This is a genomic window from Bacillus sp. BR3(2024) (assembly GCF_039134555.1).
GTDB classification, from domain to species: domain Bacteria; phylum Bacillota; class Bacilli; order Bacillales; family Bacillaceae_G; genus Bacillus_A; species Bacillus_A cereus.
In genome coordinates this window covers 150,782-166,969 of sequence record NZ_CP152438.1, presented here as the reverse complement: position 1 = coordinate 166,969, position 16,188 = coordinate 150,782, and the positions used below count along the sequence as shown (strand labels likewise).

Below are 16,188 nucleotides of genomic sequence, written 5' to 3'. Positions count from 1 at the left end.
TAAGGAAAAGATTTGAAAACCCATTTTTCATTACCATATTCCAAAAAATTATTATGTTATTTTTATCTAATAAGGCACAGAAACATAGGGTAAACTTCAGTGTGCTTGAGAAACGTTCTTAGGATGAAACGTTTAAAGGGTACTTTAGTACTGAGTTTTTATTAAATGTTCCTGTACCTAATATTTAAATTAACGTATGTCAAAATATTTTACAATTCGAGTGTTAAACGTTACATATTTCTATATAAAATGATACATTTCATCAGCAAGCCTCTCCTAATATTTATGCTAAATATAGAAAATTCAGCTCGTTAGGATTTAATTTTAGAATTCGCATAAAAGATTAGGCACGTAATTGTCACAAATTAATAGTCTATATACTTTTTAATCACCTATGAAAACTCTATTACCACTTTATTATTTACTCCTAAACTAAGGTACATCTATACCTACAATTTCTTAAAACTCTTTTAGATAATATTTCAAAAGGAGCGATAGTTTTATTTTTTTATTGTACATTTGTGCATTTGATGTTAGGATTATGCCTATTAAAATTGAATCCTAACGATTCTTCTTTATAATTTCCATACTTTAATTGTTAAATAAAAATATAGATTCTGATATATATTCAAAATCAGACCTAAAATGTATTTATTTTACAACGATATCGTAGCATACCTTTAGAATGGAAAGATATATGCAACAACGTGTTAAGGGGTTACAGGAGGAACAAAAATGAGAGACTTTTTTGATGATAAGTACAAAAATATTGAATTAAAAAGGAGGTTAATAAATTTAATAAGTGAAATTAGCGAATTCAAAGGAAAATTAGCTGCTTATCAGGAACAAAACCCTGACATATTTAATAGTTTAGAAAAAACTATACCACTACATTACATAAAAAATTTCACAACTATTTATGAGGATATAAAAGTTCCTAATAAAAGATTAAAAGAACTTATTTTAGATGATATAGTACCTCAAAATATTTCTGAAGATGCTATTTTTTGCTATTATCAAACACTTTCTTTTGTACATAAAAACTCCTGTACTTTATTAATTAATCCAGCAACTATACAGGAATTACATTTTCAACTAATACATTATATTACCTCTGACAGTGCCAAATGGCGTGAAAAGCCTTTTATTATTCCAGGAGTTCCAGAACATGGAATGCACTTGAATAGTTACCGCATTCTTCCGCATAAACTTATCCCACAGTTTATGGAGCAATTATGTGATCAATACAACTCATTAAATACTAGTAAGGGACTACATTCACTTTTATTAATAGCTCGTTTTATATTAAATTTTTATTGCATAGTCCCTTTCAATCAAGGTAATAACAGGCTGGCATTTATGTTAATGCAATTGCTGTTAATTAAGAGTGGACATACATTTGTAAAATATGTATGTTTGGATAAATATATTAAGAAAAATGAATCTGATTATTACAATTCGATTTATAAATCTTCGGTCAATTGGTACTGCGAGGAACATAATAATAGCTTTTGGTTAAAAACGTTTTTAACAATTATATTAGAGGCTTACAAAGATCTTCATAACACAGTTCTAGATTCTATATGTAAACATACTAAAGTTGAGAGAATTCAGGATTTTATACTTAAACAAAAACAACCTTTTACTAAGGAAAGTATTCGTAACACTTATCCAGACATTGCAGAAAGTACAATCAGTAAGGCTTTGAATTCCTTGCAAGTGTTTGGCCATATTAAGCTAGTTACAAAGGGAAGAAACGCAACGTGGATTAAAATTTGACCATACTTTCAATACACCTGAGGTTTAAAATTCAATTATAACCTTATCATTGAATTTCATTTTAATTTTAAGCTAATATTACTTTTTTAGTTATTTCTAATTCCAACAAAACATTTTATAGGAAAAGGTCCGCTTCCCCCTGCCTTTTCCTATAATAAAATGAAATACAAACATAAAATAATTGTCGAAAAAAGTCTCATTTTAATATTTTTTCTTTATTTCCTGGTTGTAAACGCTTCTATTTCGTGTTACCATCTTAATCAAACAATAGATGGTCATAAAAATGAAAGTATTTCTTTCCCTTAGAAACATATAAACGAACGGTAATATCAAGAAAATAAGGCCAAAGAAATATTTGATACCTAGCAAAATAATTAATAAGAATTTTGTCGCATTAATTTTTCTGATTATTAAGAAAATACATTTTGTCCCTAAACAAAATTTGTTAGTGCGCAAAATTCAAATACACTATAACACCTAAATAAATGAAATATTCTTTTTCATTGAGCATTAAGGTATGGAAAAAGAATTCTTCCTACAAAATTCAGCTGATTAACTTAAAGGCATCTAAATTACTACCTTAATCGCCATCTATTGTTGATAACATATTTACCAACTATGAAAAAGAGCTTATCAAGGGTTCTTTTTTATTATAATCATTCAAATTTTAATTCTATCTTGAAACTTAGATTTCCACATAAATTACCTCTACTTTTTTTCTCTCAATTATTGAATTAATAATATAGCACATCAAATTTATCAATTCTGATCTCCAATTCGATTAAATTAATGAATAAAATTCAATTATATAAAAATAATAACTACAACTAATCGGTATATATTAAAGAGGTGTCAATTTTGTCCTTAAATGAAGAGACCTTAGAAACTAAGACATATAAAACCATTGAAAAGATCGAAACAAATAACCTAAAACAACTTAAAAATACACTAGATAATATCTTTGATATTAGTGCAGATTTGATTGAACATCCTTTGCAATTAAAAACAAACACGAATATTTTGCTTTATTATTTTGAAGGCCTTACAGATGGTGTTGCATTAAAAGCCAATGTTGTTACACCATTATTACAAGAAGTAAATGAAGACAGTAAAATTTTTAATTCTAATATTATTGCTACTCATACAAAAATCGTATATACATGGAATGAAATTAAAGAAGGATTACTTGAGGGTCAATGTGTACTATTTATGGAAGGAGAAAATCGGTCACTTCTAATAAATACAAAAGGCTGGGCAGAGAGAGCCATTCAAGAACCAATTTCAGAAGTTACTATTAAAGGCTCACATGATGGTTTTATTGAGAATGTCACAAAAAATATAGGCCTAATTCGTCGATATATTCCTTCTACAGAGTTAAAAATCAAAAAGCTGACGATTGGAGAACGAGCCACTTCTTTAGTCTATTTAATTTACTTAGGTGATGTAGCAAACGCAGATGTAGTCCAAGAAATAGAAACTAGAATCTGCAAAATCAAAACAGATGCGGTATTAAGTATTGGAGAGCTATCTAATTATACAAAAGATCAAAATTGGACTCCTTTTCCACAGGCTTATTTAAGCGAACGTCCAGACGCCATTTCAAATCATATACTTGATGGAAAAGTAGCAGTGTTAATGGATAGATCCCCTGGTGCTATGGTTGTTCCTATGAATTTGATTGGATTTTTTCAAACCCCAGATGACTATAATATTCATTGGCTCATTGCATCTTTTTTTCGCTTATTACGATTTGCAGGATTTATTATAGCTATTTTTTTACCCGCATTTTATATTGCTATAGTATCCTTTCACTTTGAGATCATTCCTATAGATTTATACACTTCTATTGCAACGTCAAGAGTTAAGGTCCCCTTCTCTCCCTTATTGGAAGCTTTTATAATGGAAATTACACTAGAAATGCTACGTGAAGCTGGTATTCGCTTACCACAACCTATTGGACAAACTATTGGAATTGTTGGAGGGATTGTAATTGGACAGGCGGCTGTTCAAGCTGGACTTGTGAGTAACGTTATGGTTATTATCGTATCTATTACAGCCATTGCATCATTTATTGTTTCTAATTATGATTTATCAAGTTCTATACGCCTTATTCGTTTTCCAATGATGTTATTGGCATATTTTTATGGGATTGTGGGTATTGTTAGTGGATTAATGCTCTTATTTGCTCATTTTGTTTCACTGACTTCCTATGGTTCACCATACGGATTGCCAATCGCGCCATTTCGGCTTCAAGAGTTAAAAGATTCTTTTGTAAGGTTTCCTATTTCGATGATTACCACCCGCTCGAGTACTGGACAGCCGAAACAAGAAAAGAAAAAAGAAGGTGGTCCGCATGGGGAATCTTAAATTCAAAAATATAACTTTATTCGAATTTATTATTTTCATCCATTCGCTGCAACTTGCATCTGGTATGTTAATTATGCCAAGCCCACTTGCTACTATTGCTGGCACAGATGGCTGGATTTCAATCATTCTTGGATGGATGGTTACTTCTATAATCGGTGTATTTATTATATTAATGTTACAAAAAAATCCCAACAAAAATTTCTCACAAATCTTAAAAACATACTTTGGTAAATGGCTAGGGACGATTCTTTTTCTTTTATATGCCTGTTATCTATTTTTTGCTGGCTTTAATACTTTACTAAAGGCAACTGATATTGTAAAAGTTTGGATATTCCCTTCCACTCCTGCTTATCAAATCACCATATTATTACTATTACCTTTTATTACTTTAGCTCTGAGTGGGTTAAGGGCTCTTACTAGTTATTCTATGCTTGTTTTCTTCTTCACTACTTGGATGCCACTATTTCTTCTTTTTTCACTAAAGAGTAACTACAACCCTTTACACCTACTACCTATTTTTAAAGAGGGATTATACCCTATTTTAAAGGCAACAAAAGAAACTATTACTCCTTATGCTGGCTTAGAAATTGCATATTATATATATCCGTTCTTACAAAAAAAACAAAAGGCCATAAAAGGACTACTAATAGCTAATACTGGAACCATGATTTTCTATCTATATGTGACTATTCTTTCTTATATATACTTTAGCCCCGAGGGGATAAAAGACGTAATTTGGCCCGTATTTCATTTGTTACAAGGGGTTCGTTTTTCTTTCATGGAACGATTAGAAATTATTTATATCGCTTACTATTTAATTGTATTCTCCACTACTTTATATCCGTATTTATTTTTCAGTTTTGAATCTATGACCATATCACTTCAAAAAAACGCCCGAAATTGGGCGCTGCTTGCTTTTATGTTATTTATAGTTGGAGTATTTATTTTCCTAAATCCCGATGTGGATCAATATTTGTTTATATATTCTCTTATGGATATCTTAAATGTCATTTTCTTTATTCTATTACCAATCTTATTTTTCGCTTACAGTATTCTTTTTACTTGGGTTACTAGGAGGAAACAACTTTGATTCGAAAATGGATATGGATTGTAATTTGTTGTGTATATATAATTGGTTGTAGTCAGAGAATTCCTCTTGAGAAGGTTTCATTAATCCTGTTAATTGGCTTGGATAGAACCTCTAATGGAGACATAAAAGTTGGAACAAGCATACCACTCTTTCATCATAAGCAGCAAAAAAGTACTATAGAGCATTGGACACAAGCATCAACTGTATATAATGGATTCAGTAAGATAGATACGAAGTTAACGGGATATCTGACAGCTTCCAAAGCTGAAATCATTTTAATTGGGAAAAAATTAGCGCAAGAAGCAAACTGGTTGCAGGAGCTTGATTCTTCTTACCGTGATCCTTACGCTACCATTAATGCTAAAGTAGTACTTGTAGATGGGCCTGCAGAAGAAATTTTCAAAATTTATAAGCCTAGTAAACCATCACTATCATCTTATATAAATGGTGTAATCGAATCCTCAATTCAAAATAACCAATCCGTCTCTTCTACAATTCAGCAATTAATGAGAGAGCAAAATGAAGATGGAATGACGCAAACTGTTCCAATTATCAAAAAAACAAAGAATGAAATCGACACAGTAGGAATTGCATTTTTAAATCGAAAAGGGAAATATTTAACTTATATCCCTAAAAAAGATGTAAAATTTTTCAATCTTATAAATAAGCCAAAAAGTAACGGGCGAATGATACTACACCTTGCACTTCCTCCTAAAAATTCCAACAAAAAAACAAATACTTCTATCTTTGTACAGAACGCGACAAGGAAGGTAGATGTTACTTTTCAAAACGGAAAGTTTGTATTTAATCTCGATATATATGCTAATGTAGCTTTAATAGAAAAAACCAATCCGAATTTAATTAAGGGTTACTATGATAATAAAAAAAATATATATCATTTAAAAAGTGCTATTCAAAAAGAAATTAATAATAATTTACAAAATATATTAAATGAAATACAGCAGAATAAAATTGATCCAATCGGATTATCCCTATATGCTAGAGCTTTTCAATATAAAGAATGGAAAAAAGTAAAAGGAGATTGGTTGCAAGCGTTAGCAGAGGCGAAAATAAATGTAAAGACACACGTCAAAATAAAAGATACTGGGACCATTAGAAATTAATCTAGCATTTAATAGCATTTCTCAAAGGACTCACATATTGTTTTAGTGATTCCTTTGAGAGAATAATGCTTTGCTTTAATGAAAAGACAGTATATGCAATTATTCATTTATTTGTTCTAGTTATCAAAATATCTATTCTTGTCAAAAATGCTCAGTTCAAAGAAAAAATTCCTGTCTTCTTCTACTTATCCTATCCGAAAAGGAAACAAGGGAAAGTTTCGATAATTATGTTTTGCTTTAACAATTTTATAACTATCCCCCTTCTTGTAGCTACTCCACTAAAGCTCCTGCTTATATATTGAATCTCTGTTTTACTTTCTCCACTGATGATTCATAAAAGCTCAAAAAGAGAATTCACTTTTCAAATCCAACCTATCGAATCAATTATTGTCTAATAATACCACACCATCTTTATCAACTCATTTTAGAATATTTGAACAATAATTTTATATACAAGCTCTGCATAAATTATTCATTTTCATTTATATAAGGCCTACATTTTTGCTTCTGATAAATTATCAAATATTGAATTATTATACACAAACTTAAAAACACGAGGTATTTTGTAGAATTTTGTCTATCAATATGTATGTACACCCTTATGTAGTGGATATAGACTGTGAGGTGTAAGGAGGTACCTTACAAAATAATGAAAAGGAGATTATCAAATGATTAGATTAACGAAAGTCTCAAAGTTAGCATTTGCAACATTAATTGTGGGAAGTAGTTTAAGCGTTTTTATGTCGTCACACAGTGTACAGGCTGACACCTTAGATCATAATTACCAAGACACTCAAAAATTCATACCACCTTCTAGTGCTAGGCAAACATTGGAACAAAAAAACAATATTGTTCCAGAATCAAAAGTTATTAAAAACCATTATGTAAAATATTCTAAAGCACATTTCCAAACTAAAGAAAATATACCAAAAGAGATTTATTATTCTTCAGAAGGCTTTAAGGGCTATATACAAGCAAGTACCGTCTGGGATATGGGAGATCATTTCGCAACGCTATATTCCGGAACTGTTATTCGATGTTAGACTTTTAATCCCTTCTCTCCTAATGCTTATAATGATCAATAGCTCACTGCCAATACTGTAATATCTATTGTTCATAAAATAAACCACAAAATCTTTCGATTTCATGGTTTATCAAATATAAAGATAATGCTAAACGAATACTCTAACATTACCTTCCCCAAAGTTAATTATAGAGTATTTTCAAAAAAAAGACACTCTTGTAGTGTCTTTTTTATAGTATTTTAAAAAGAATTCCACCTACTAACACCTTTTTGTTGCGCCTATTCGTTTATTTCAATATGATACTTTTCCATCTCGTATATGCAATAGACAATAATAGCTAAACTCCAACTGACACTATAATAATTATGTGTGTAGAAGTCATAGCCCGCTTTAATACCTTTTTCTATTACAACTAATGTAAATCCTAAAGCCACCCATCTGTTAATTTTCATCTTTATAAACGTTAAAGAGATAATTATTAAAAATAAAATATTTGTAAGATGATTTATCATTAGCTCATATTTTTGAATGTATACTGCCATTATACAAGCAACGATATTAGTCGCAATGCCAAAGGCAATCACCGCTCCCCAAACCCTGTCCGAAAGTCCCACTCCTGAGTCAGTCCCTTCCTAAACAAATATCCCTTTCTTTAATTCGTTCCTACACCCTATTCAAGATATGCTAAATTATCCTTGTCTGATGAATATCTATTTATCTTTTCATATAGAGCAAACAAAATCTCGACTCATAATTTTTTCTTTATTAGGCAAACTATGTCTAAGCCGTTTGAACTAGCGGCTTCACTCTTCTGGTAATGAGATAGCACAATTTATTGAATTGACTAACTCATTCAACCCACTAGCACCGGCAGGCAACAAAATAGTTGTCTGCCATTTTTATGTATACTTTTCTAAATTCATTACAAACCAAGTGTGGGCTGTACTGATTTCAAAAAGGACGGAATTTCATTTTTGAAAATGTAAAAAAGATAAGATCCTGACTACTGTTGGTATAGGAATTTTTCTTTTCACATATACTATTTTTGAACCTGTTTACCAATACGTGTCCTAATGGTGTCTTGAATTCCTCCTAAAAAGGGCTGCAGATACGACTGCATGCCCTTTTTATTTACGTTGCTGCTCTATATTTCATAAAATAATTAAAAACTAAAAATGGATTATTACATATTTTTTTCTGTTCAGATTATGTTAAAATTTACTTCATAGTCGAATTTTGGTTTCGTATCTAATTCAGCAATATGTGAACTGTTTGCCTAAAGAAAAGACACCCAAAAGGTGTCTTTTCTTCTTTTCATCTAAAAAACATTTTTCCTTTTCAGTAAGATCCAATTAGCCCTCTAATCTAAACCTCATCTTTAAAGGCAATTTAATCACGGTACTCAAGCGTTTTCACCTATTTCGATATGCCTATAGTTTAATTTGAAATAATATATTTATTACCTTTTTTAACAAATGAAATCTACTATTAGATTTCTAAATGTATAATGTACTAAGCGCCATTTAACATCATTTAAATAGTGTTAACCATGTTAATTGAATATTAGTAATAGTAAGTATAAATATTATCAATTTACTATATATTACATATATGTAAAAATGGATGTATGTTAAGCTTTTTCAAAATCTTTCCTCTAATAAAGATTTGAAGTAGCATTTCATGATTCTCCTTGCTGTTAATATGCCTTGAAAAAGAACCCTATAGGGTTCTTTTTCTTCTCATTATAACCTCAGTAAGTCCATACAAAAAGGACTGCTAATTACCTGCAGCCCTTTACACATTAATATACACTTGTATTAAATACTTAACACTTTATTGTATTAGGCATTCATACATACTAAACATGCCATTATCATTTAGACATATAACACTTTAAAGTTTAGAAGTATACAATAACAAATCGTTCCCAGCTTCCAGCTACATAACTAGTAGCTGTTAATTCTCTACCACCATTTGCTGATATATACCTGCCATTACTGAGTGCTTGTAATACATATATCCTATTGTCTCCACCATTATATAAGATAAACTTTTCCCATGCCCCAATTGATGTACGATCTGCTACTACTCTACCATTTGGCTCAAACGAAACATACTTCCCATTACTTTTGGCTTTTAAAGCGTACGTATATAATTCTCCAGTCGGAATTAATTCGAATTTCTCCCATTCATTAACTGCATTACGATTTGCTGTTACATTTCCTAAAGGCTCAGCAGAAACATATTGTAAATTTGCTGCCTGTATAGCAACTGTCCAACTTCCATTAAATAAATTCACGCCTTTTAATGTAGCTGCTTTTGATAGGTTGGCTGCAGATACATCATTGGATGGTGTAATCATAAATATCATTAAAATCATCGACAACACCATTAAAACTAAATTTTTTGAGACTGTATTACCTCTTGCACGTGTTATAAACCTTTTCATTCCCATTCCTCCCTTAATATACATAGAACTCATATACATCATACCAAATATGTAAAACATTGTAATATTTGAGAGGATTTATCAACAAATACCCTACTATTCTGTTTCTTTTTTCTCAAATCTATTGCACTTAAACATTTATTAATTCAAAAACATATTTATAAAAAAATGTAGCATTTGATGGCAACGAGAGTATATAAAAAAGAGAGCGTATTGTTACATAAAAGCCAAATAGCCGTTCATAATGAACGACTATTTGCATCTAACTGATAATTAGAATGTTCTTCATATTAATCTATTTTGTTTAATCCCGTTGAAGTAACTTGATAGATTCTTTTTTTGCCTATATATTCTTGTTTATTATTCTCAAAGTTAATAAGTGTAGCGCGTGTCTTTTCCTTTACTGCTTCACCTTCTATATGGGTAAACTCAATGTAATCTCCCACTTTTACCGGCACGGTTTGACTTTCAGCAGTTTGTTGACTATTTCCCACTATATCCTTATTGTATACAACACTACCGGTTGAATTCTTTACTGTAATACTTGCATACGTATTATTAAAGTAAGAATGTGGTACGCCTGCTTCTAAATTCACCTGCATTTTTTCTGTTGTCCTATTATAATCTACTTTTGCGATTTCTCTATCACTATATCCTTTTAAAGACCAACCAAAATGATTTCCATCTAAAACTGTTGTTTCTGGCATTTTTTCTACTTTCTTCAAGCCTTCTTTTGTGACTTCATACATTGCTTTTTTTCCAAAGCTTTCTTGTTTACTGTTTCCTACATTTGTTAAAGTAGCTCTATGCACACCTTCTAAATGTGTCAGCTCAATATAATCTCCTACTTTGACTGGAACCTTTTGTGATTCAGCATTTTGTTGTTTGTTTCCATAAATGTCTTTATTGTACACTACTTTACCTGATGCATTTTGTACTTTAATACTTGCATATGTACTATCAAAATAGTTATGTGGTACACCTGCTTTTAGATCAATTTGCATTTCTTCTGTTGATTTATTTAAATTTACTTTTGCGAATTCAAAATCTCCAATCCCTTTCAGCGACCATGCAAACTGGTTTCCTTCTAAAATATTATTTACATTAGGTATATCTGGTTTAATTGGATTAGAATCCGTACCCTTCCAAATCTCTGCTGTTAAAATTGGATATCCTAATGCAGCTACTTTTTGAATGGTATCGTTATTTGGACGTAATCCCCACTTCTCAAAGAAAGGAATCAAATTTTGTTTGGCTACTTTTGATGCTGAAATCATAAATAATTGTTTTTTATTTTCATCAGTTTGTGGAAGTTCACTTGAAGGCATGTCTCTATACAATTGATGCAATTTAGGATAGAAATCCTCTCCATACGCTAACTGTAGTTGCCAAAGCATAACAAGCTTTACAAAAACATCGCTAATTTCATCATAATTTTTATTCACTTGTTCTAGATATTGAAATGCTTTTGGATAAATTCCACTTTTCTCTAAGTTGGATGGTTGATTAAATGCTTTTTCTACAGAAAGGCTGTATATATTATTTTGTACTTCTGTCATATTATAAAATTTCCAAGGTGATTGCTGTCTCAAATGCCCTGCCTCATGCCAAGGGCCCCAGCCATCTGTTACAAATTTATTCATATCTAACACGTATTGGATTGCATCTCCTACATATGCGGTTCGATAAGAAGTTGCATACATATAATAATCAGGAGAATGATTTTCTTCTACGTAATGAACATAATGTTTATCTACTTGTTCTTCAGATAATCCAGCTACTTTGTCTTGAATTCGAGTAGCTTCATCCATCTTTTTTAAGAGTTGTACAGGATCTGTATTAGAACCCAACAAATATTTCTTAACACGTGCAGGGCTAGCCGTAATTAATACACGTTCTCCTTTTAACTCTACTGCATGTGCATTAGGATACTGGTCCAGCATGTTTATTAAATCTTGTTTCGTATGCTTTCCTAGTTCAAATAAAGGCGTAGTCGTTCCACCTGTTGTAATTGTTGTTCGAATGCTACCACCTTGCTGTTTATTATAAAAATAAATCAGCCCCCCATTTGGAGATTGGATTGTGTTTACACCAGGTTTTAATGTAAATGATTTTATCTTAGAATCTTCTCTCCAAGAAGCATCATACGAATACGTTCCAATATATACCTGAATATCTTGATTACCTTCTACATTAATCGTTATTTGTTCATTTGGCTTTGCATATAAACCAGTTGGTTCATATGGACTAAATGCCATACTTTTTCTTTCCTGTTGTTTCAGTACCTCAACATCCCCTTTTCCTGGGACTGTAAATGTTCTATTTTCTGATTTAACTGATTTTTCACTTTGCAGTGATGTCGATAAACTTTTTTGCTGCTCCTTTTGCTCCGCAAAGACATCTGATGAAGAAATCATTCCAGTGGCAAGCAAAGTTACTGTAGCGGTAGCTGCAAGTATTTTTCTAGTTTTATGTTTTGAATTATTCCCCATATTTTCTCCCTCATTATTCCTTAGTACTCTTAAGGATTTTTTTCTTCTTCATGTTTTTACAATCTAAACTATTCATACTATTTAAGTTGTGTCTATTACTCTATATTTTTTCATAAGTATCTCCTCTTTTTTATTTATTATTGTATATAAATGTTATTTGATGACACATTAAATAACAACTTTACGACAAACTCACCGATAACAGCCTATTATGTTTTGATTCTGTATTCTAAACTTACATCCAATTGGAGAAATATATCCAATTGGAGAAATAAGTAAATAAATTACAACATTTAAAGATTGGAATCTCACAAAAAATTCATAAAACTTTTTTCGCTTTAAAGGTTTAGACAAATACGACCACATTTGTTTGAACCTCCACAATTTTTTCTAAGCTATTCTCTAAAAAGCTTATTTTTCGTTGTAAATAAACCTGATTGGTACTCTTTATGCAAAAGAAAAGATGGAATCTTTAATTCAACTCCACCTTTTTTCGAAATAAAAAGCATCTAATTCTATTTGAATTAGATGCTTACATTTAGTCCTTAAGCCTAATATTCTAAACTATTTACGCGTTTGTAAATCTTTTTTTATTACATCCCAGAGTGAATTATCTTGACGCATCGGTTTATCCTCTTCATCCCATTTTATTTTTCCTGTTCCCAATTCATAATTCATCCCTGTCCAAGTGTCTTCACGGAATGCATAGAATGATTTATGCCATCCTTTTTGGTTAAAGATAGAAATAAGATCTTGCATGTATTGGGTAGCACCTGGAACAGTACGGTTAATTCCAAACTCCTCTGCAATAATTCGATTAGATGGTACATGATTTTTCTTAGACCATTGTTGAATTGGCTTCAAAAACTTCTCTAATCCCTCCTTATTCCACATTACAGGTTTCTCTAAGTCTCCTACTTTTACTAATCCTGGATATTGATATTCCTTATTTTTCTTTTCACCTTGACTCGTTAATTCATATGGTTCATACATATGAAATGCGTAAAGCGTTTTTTTATCCTTTACTGGCTTTAAGTATTTAAAGGCCCATGGAGTAGCATATAAACCTGAATCTAAAATAACTGGTGTTTCTTGGTCTACTTCACGAATGGAATTGATCACCTTTTGATAAAATCTGTTTAAATCCGCTGTCGTTCCCTCCACTTTTGCATACCATTTCTCGTAATCTTCTGTCCAAAAATCATTATATCTATTATTTTTAGCTGTTTCTGGATGTGGTTCATTTATAATATTATAACCAACCACCGCGGGGTGATCTTTTAGTTCCAGAGCGAGGTCCTTCCAAAATTGACTTGCTTGTTCTTGATACTTCTCTTCTTCCCATATTCTGTCGTCATTCTTATTATTATTAAATTGGCGCCATCGATCACCAGGTAAGGATAACATTGTAACAACGACTTTCATTCCTTGTGATTGTGCGGCATCTAAATCCGCCTTTAATTTTTCTAGATCTTCCTTTACTAATCCCTGATAGTTATCTGAATTACCTATGAGAAAATCCTTTCCAGAAGTATCTGGTTTATCTTCAAATAGAAAATCTTTATCTTTCGCCCATTTATCAGGTGCTAAACGAACATATTCAATATTAGCTTCTTTTGCACTTTTATAGTTTTCAGGTAATGACGTACTATTCATGAAATTAGTACCCTTTCTTTTCGAATCCCAAAAACTAATTTTTGAATCGCTCTTATGATAAGTATCAGCTCTTACATTCATTTCCTGTACTCCAAAACTCATCATGCCTAATAACGCAACAATTGGCAAAATTTTTTTCACAACTTTTCCTTCTTTCTCTTTATATTTTACACACATAACTTACCTTTGTTTTGTTACAGGAATATGGCAATTTTTCAAAAATACATTTTAAGTTTATAAAAAGAAAGAGTTAATTAGAAAGTTGCTTTATTTGCTGAAAAACAAAAAAAGGAATCCTTTACGGATTCCTTTTTGCCTTGCACTCTTTTTCAAATAGTGCATTTTTGCACCTACTTTTAGTATACCTTATAATTCATACAAAACAAATAAGAATAAACAGAATTCAATTCTTTATTTTCATAAAAAGATGTGAGTTTAGAAATTAATTATACTAGACTCACTTACGAAAGATTTATGTTCTTCCACCAATAATCATTAGCTTTTGGCTATACCAAACTGAAATGCACCTACCGCTTTATTATCCCTCTTCACACGGTTAAGGAAGGCGAATTCTTTCGGTAAATTCGTTAAAATGAGCAACTGTTTTAATTATTTATTTACTTCATTCCATAATGACAAAGCAAAAATCCAGTTTGGATCTCCATTCCCTTGATAACTTTGAACTGCCTCGTAAACCTTACCCTCATGAACTACTTTATCCCCTTTTTTATACGCTTTATACGCATCCCATTGTTCATAAGTGTTTTCTTGTCCTTTTGTAGCAATTGTTAAGGCATCACTTTTCATTGATTCATTGCCAGCTGTATCAACAGCAGAAACTACATACTTATATATTGTATTCGCTTGTAAATCTTTATCCGTAAATGAAGTTGTATTAGCAGTGCCTATTTCTTTCATAACACCTCCATCTTCTCTATAGACAATATAATGATTCACATCTATGTTATCTTCAGACGGACTCCACATTAAGTCGATACTATTCGTAGTGGTTCCCATACTGTGTAATCCTTTAGGCTGAGTTGGTGCTTCTGTATCTGGTTTTTCCACTGTTGTTTTTACAACTAACGCTTCACTTTCCCTTGATATATTCCCTGCAGCGTCTACTGCTTTTACTGTATACGTATACTCAGTGTTCGAGCTTAATTTTTTATCAACTACACTTGTACCCACTACAGTATTGATTAATTGACCATTACGTAATACTTGATATTCTTTGACCCCTACATTATCGATTGCAGGCTTCCAACTAAGTTCTACACTATTTGAAGTAGCTTTTACGACTTGTACTCCAGATGGCTGAGTTGGCGCTTCTGTATCTGGTTTTTCATTATTTATTAGATTCACATCGATCACATTATAGAAAGCATTTACAGTATCAGCTACATCCCAAACTGCTAAAATGACATGATATCCACTGCGATCAGTTGGTACATTGATTTTATGTGATAGATTATTAGATGCTGCAGAACCATCGTGTTTTACAGTTCCTATTGGTTCAAAATCCACTCTTGTTAAAGGTTTATTTGGATTCCATCCTTTTTTTGTAATGTAATAGTGCCACTGACTTGTTGAATGAGGAGCAGTATATTTCCAAGTGAATGTATTCTCCCCGCCCTTAATAGTATTCTTAAACCATCGATCAGCTGTTTGTTGATCAAGAATTCCACCAAATAGGCCTCCCCCTGAAGCAATTTTCCCATCAGCTGGCCCGCCTTGCGGGAATCCTTTAGGTGCTTCTAAACTTTGCGGTTCATACATTATATTTCCACAATTTGAATTCAGCGCCCCATAATTTTGACTGCATAAAGCAGCACGGCTACCTGGCTTTTCAACGAACCCATGTGCATAGGCATTTTGAGGAATTAAAGTTGTACCCATAATTCCTACTGCTACTGCAGCGGCACTTAATCCTTTTTTATTTGTAGCCATTTTTTTTAACTGCTTAAAGAATTTTTTGTTCATTTTAATAGTCCCCCTTACTAATTTCTTCACTTTATTAAGAGCATGAATGTAAATGAAAGCTAAATATAAATAACTTCATACTCAACTATTCATTTATCTTCATTACATTCAAATAACTCTATAATCAAATTATTACATAATAATTTATTAAGCTTACAAAGAAATTGTGACAGTTATTGGACTTTCTTCAACTACCATCCTTTCTTACTTAAAAATTATACGT

At 31.5% G+C, this 16,188-nt stretch carries 10 protein-coding genes; 5 read left to right on the top strand and 5 right to left on the bottom strand.

Going from position 1 to position 16,188, the window contains the following annotated elements:
- Window positions 1-735: 735 nt before the first annotated feature.
- The 5 genes from V7S45_RS28255 to V7S45_RS28235 all read left to right on the top strand — a co-directional run bounded on the left by V7S45_RS28255 (window position 736) and on the right by V7S45_RS28235 (window position 7,403).
- Window positions 736-1,779: a Fic family protein gene (locus V7S45_RS28255; RefSeq protein ID WP_088344607.1), complete on the top strand. Its 1,044-nt coding sequence runs from the start codon at window positions 736-738 to the stop codon at window positions 1,777-1,779.
- Between the two features lie 858 nt (window positions 1,780-2,637).
- On the top strand, window positions 2,638-4,146 hold the full coding sequence (locus tag V7S45_RS28250; RefSeq protein ID WP_088344605.1) for a spore germination protein: 1,509 nt from the start codon (window positions 2,638-2,640) through the stop codon (window positions 4,144-4,146).
- Window positions 4,133-5,236 (top strand): endospore germination permease, encoded by a 1,104-nt coding sequence (locus V7S45_RS28245; RefSeq protein ID WP_088344603.1) that lies wholly within the window; start codon window positions 4,133-4,135, stop codon window positions 5,234-5,236. The genes V7S45_RS28250 and V7S45_RS28245 overlap by 14 nt, the downstream gene beginning before the upstream one ends.
- On the top strand, window positions 5,233-6,360 hold the full coding sequence (locus V7S45_RS28240) for a Ger(x)C family spore germination protein (protein WP_088344601.1): 1,128 nt from the start codon (window positions 5,233-5,235) through the stop codon (window positions 6,358-6,360). The genes V7S45_RS28245 and V7S45_RS28240 overlap by 4 nt, the downstream gene beginning before the upstream one ends.
- 668 nt (window positions 6,361-7,028) lie before the next feature.
- Entirely contained in the window at window positions 7,029-7,403 is a 375-nt protein-coding gene (locus V7S45_RS28235) for a hypothetical protein (protein ID WP_088344599.1), read from the top strand.
- A 260-nt stretch (window positions 7,404-7,663) separates the two neighbouring features.
- Here V7S45_RS28235 and V7S45_RS28230 read toward each other — a convergent pair whose 3' ends face one another.
- The 5 genes from V7S45_RS28230 to V7S45_RS28210 all read right to left on the bottom strand — a co-directional run bounded on the left by V7S45_RS28230 (window position 7,664) and on the right by V7S45_RS28210 (window position 15,965).
- A complete protein-coding gene (locus V7S45_RS28230; RefSeq protein ID WP_000524431.1) occupies window positions 7,664-7,999 on the bottom strand; it encodes a hypothetical protein in 336 nt (111 codons plus the stop codon).
- Between the two features lie 1,286 nt (window positions 8,000-9,285).
- Window positions 9,286-9,834 carry a hypothetical protein gene (locus V7S45_RS28225; RefSeq protein WP_088344218.1) on the bottom strand — a complete coding sequence of 183 codons (549 nt, stop codon included), beginning with the start codon at window positions 9,832-9,834 and terminating at the stop codon, window positions 9,286-9,288.
- Between the two features lie 290 nt (window positions 9,835-10,124).
- Entirely contained in the window at window positions 10,125-12,326 is a 2,202-nt protein-coding gene (locus V7S45_RS28220; protein WP_088344220.1) for a M60 family metallopeptidase, read from the bottom strand.
- A gap of 564 nt (window positions 12,327-12,890) precedes the next feature.
- Entirely contained in the window at window positions 12,891-14,159 is a 1,269-nt protein-coding gene (locus tag V7S45_RS28215; protein ID WP_088344222.1) for a cellulase family glycosylhydrolase, read from the bottom strand.
- A 432-nt stretch (window positions 14,160-14,591) separates the two neighbouring features.
- Entirely contained in the window at window positions 14,592-15,965 is a 1,374-nt protein-coding gene (locus tag V7S45_RS28210; protein ID WP_342762112.1) for a lytic polysaccharide monooxygenase, read from the bottom strand.
- Window positions 15,966-16,188: the final 223 nt, after the last annotated feature.

Coding starts and splice junctions, on each gene's coding strand:
- V7S45_RS28255 (WP_088344607.1), top strand. CDS start 736: ATGAGAGACTTTTTTGATGATAAGTACAAAAATATTGAATTAAAAAGG.
- V7S45_RS28245 (WP_088344603.1), top strand. CDS start 4,133: ATGGGGAATCTTAAATTCAAAAATATAACTTTATTCGAATTTATTATT.
- V7S45_RS28235 (WP_088344599.1), top strand. CDS start 7,029: ATGATTAGATTAACGAAAGTCTCAAAGTTAGCATTTGCAACATTAATT.
- V7S45_RS28225 (WP_088344218.1), bottom strand. CDS start 9,834: ATGAAAAGGTTTATAACACGTGCAAGAGGTAATACAGTCTCAAAAAAT.
- V7S45_RS28220 (WP_088344220.1), bottom strand. CDS start 12,326: ATGGGGAATAATTCAAAACATAAAACTAGAAAAATACTTGCAGCTACC.
- V7S45_RS28215 (WP_088344222.1), bottom strand. CDS start 14,159: ATGTGTGTAAAATATAAAGAGAAAGAAGGAAAAGTTGTGAAAAAAATT.
- V7S45_RS28210 (WP_342762112.1), bottom strand. CDS start 15,965: ATGAACAAAAAATTCTTTAAGCAGTTAAAAAAAATGGCTACAAATAAA.